We start from the raw sequence: 2,432 nt of genomic DNA on the forward strand, positions 1-2,432 counted from the left end.
GTATGGCATTCGTAGTTTGATAATAATCAGTACCCCGAGATGGGGCCATCATACTTTCAGTGCTCTACCTCCATACGACTCAACTTCGACGCTAGCCCTAAAGCTATTTCGAGGAGAACCAGCTATATCCAGGTTCGATTGGAATTTCTCCGCTATCCACAACTCATCCGCTAGCTTTTCAACGATAGTCGGTTCGGTCCTCCATTGAGTTTCACCTCAACTTCAACCTGGTCATGGATAGATCACCTGGTTTCGGGTCTACCAAATCGTACTTCCGCCCTATTAAGACTCGCTTTCGCTTCGGCTCCGTATTTTCTACTTAACCTCGCACGATATGGTAACTCGCCGGTTCATTCTACAAAAGGCACGCCATCACCCTTTAACGGGCTCTGACTTCTTGTAAGCATACGGTTTCAGGTTCTATTTCACTCCCCTCCCGGGGTTCTTTTCACCTTTCCCTCACGGTACTGGTTCACTATCGGTCACTATGTAGTATTTAGCCTTGCCAGATGGTCCTGGCTGATTCCGACAAGATTTCTCGTGTCTCGCCGTACTCAGGATACTGCTAGGGTTTACTTTGTTTTCGTATACGGGACTTGCACCCTCTACGGTTGGCCTTTCAATGCCATTCTACTAACATCATAAAATCCCACGTCGCAGTCCTACTACCCCGACTCATAGTCGGTTTGGGCTGCTCCCATTTCGCTCGCCGCTACTCTGGGAATCACTGTTGTTTTCTTTTCCTCTAGGTACTAAGATGTTTCAATTCCCTAGGTTGCTCTCTCATAAGCTATGTATTCACTTATGGATAGTGGATCATTACTTCCACTGGGTTCCCCCATTCGGATATCGCCGGATCGTTGTGTACGTACCACTCCCCGACGCGTTTCGCCGTTAGTTGCGTCCTTCTTCAGCTCATAGTGCCAAGGCATCCACCGTACGCCCTTATTAACTTAATCACTTACCAATTTCTTCAAATTTTAGTGTGTTTGTTTATAGCGTATTTTATTTCGATAACTGTCTTGTTTTTTCTAATATTTTCATATCAGAGACTGTTGTTGTTACATTTTATTCTTTCAAACAAACGTAACGACTGTTTTTCTCGATTTTATCTTACAAACTATTCGAAAAGACTCATGTTATATAACATTCTTCTTCTCTAATGTCTTCTGTTATTCAGTTTTCAAAGATCTAACTTCTTTTTCGAAAGACTAAGTCTTTCAAAACTAAATAGGAAACTTTCAATATGTTCGAAACAAAGTTGTGTACTTTCTCCTTAGAAAGGAGGTGATCCATCCCCACGTTCCCGTAGGGATACCTTGTTACGACTTAACCCTAGTCATCGATCCTACCTTCGACGGCTCACTCCTGTAAACAGGTTATGCCACCGGCTTCGGGTATTACCAACTCCCATGGTTTGACGGGCGGTGTGTACAAGGCCCGAGAACGTATTCACCGTAGCATGCTGATCTACGATTACTAGCGATTCCGACTTCATGGAGTCGAGTTGCAGACTCCAATCCGAACTGAGACAGCCTTTATGAGATTTGCTTGCTCTCGCGAGTTCGCTGCTCTTTGTAACTGCCATTGTAGTACGTGTGTAGCCCAGGCCATAAGGGGCATGATGATTTGACGTCATCCCCACCTTCCTCCGGTTTGTCACCGGCAGTCTCTCTAGAGTCCTCAACTTAATGTTAGTAACTAAAGACAAGGGTTGCGCTCGTTGCGGGACTTAACCCAACATCTCACGACACGAGCTGACGACAACCATGCACCACCTGTCACCAAGATAACCTCCTATATGTCTCCATATATTTGCTTGGGATGTCAAGGCCTGGTAAGGTTCTTCGCGTTGCTTCGAATTAAACCACATACTCCACCGCTTGTGCGGGCCCCCGTCAATTCCTTTGAGTTTCACACTTGCGTGCATACTCCCCAGGCGGAGAACTTATTGCGTTAACTGCAGCACTGAATTCCTCCAACACTTAGTTCTCATCGTTTACGGCGTGGACTACTAGGGTATCTAATCCTATTTGCTCCCCACGCTTTCGAGCCTCAGCGTCAGTTGCAGACCAGCAAGCCGCCTTCGCCACTGGTGTTCCTCCATATATCTACGCATTTTACCGCTACACATGGAATTCCACTTGCCTCTTCTGCACTCTAGTCTAACAGTTTCCAAAGCATACAATGGTTGAGCCACTGCCTTTAACTTCAGACTTATTAAACCGCCTACGCTCCCTTTACGCCCAATAATTCCGGATAACGCTTGCCACCTACGTATTACCGCGGCTGCTGGCACGTAGTTAGCCGTGGCTTTCTGGTGAAGTACCGTCACCCTGATACCATTTCCTGTACCAGGCGTTCTTCCTTCACAACAGAGCTTTACAGACCGAAATCCTTCTTCGCTCACGCGGCATTGCTCGTTCAGGGTT

Annotated in this window: 2 rRNA genes (1 of these 2 running past the window's edge); both read right to left on the reverse strand. The window is 46.4% G+C overall.

Annotation, left to right across the window (positions count from 1 at the left end):
• A 23S ribosomal RNA gene (locus EDD63_RS11320) occupies window positions 1–959 on the reverse strand; its annotated part reaches 1,281 nt to the left of the window's first position; the annotation flags it as partial.
• Window positions 960–1,280: 321 nt separating this feature from the next.
• Window positions 1,281–2,432, reverse strand: a 16S ribosomal RNA gene (locus EDD63_RS11325); the annotation flags it as partial.

This window comes from Breznakia blatticola (genome assembly GCF_004365815.1).
GTDB classification, from domain to species: domain Bacteria; phylum Bacillota_I; class Bacilli_A; order Erysipelotrichales; family Erysipelotrichaceae; genus Breznakia; species Breznakia blatticola.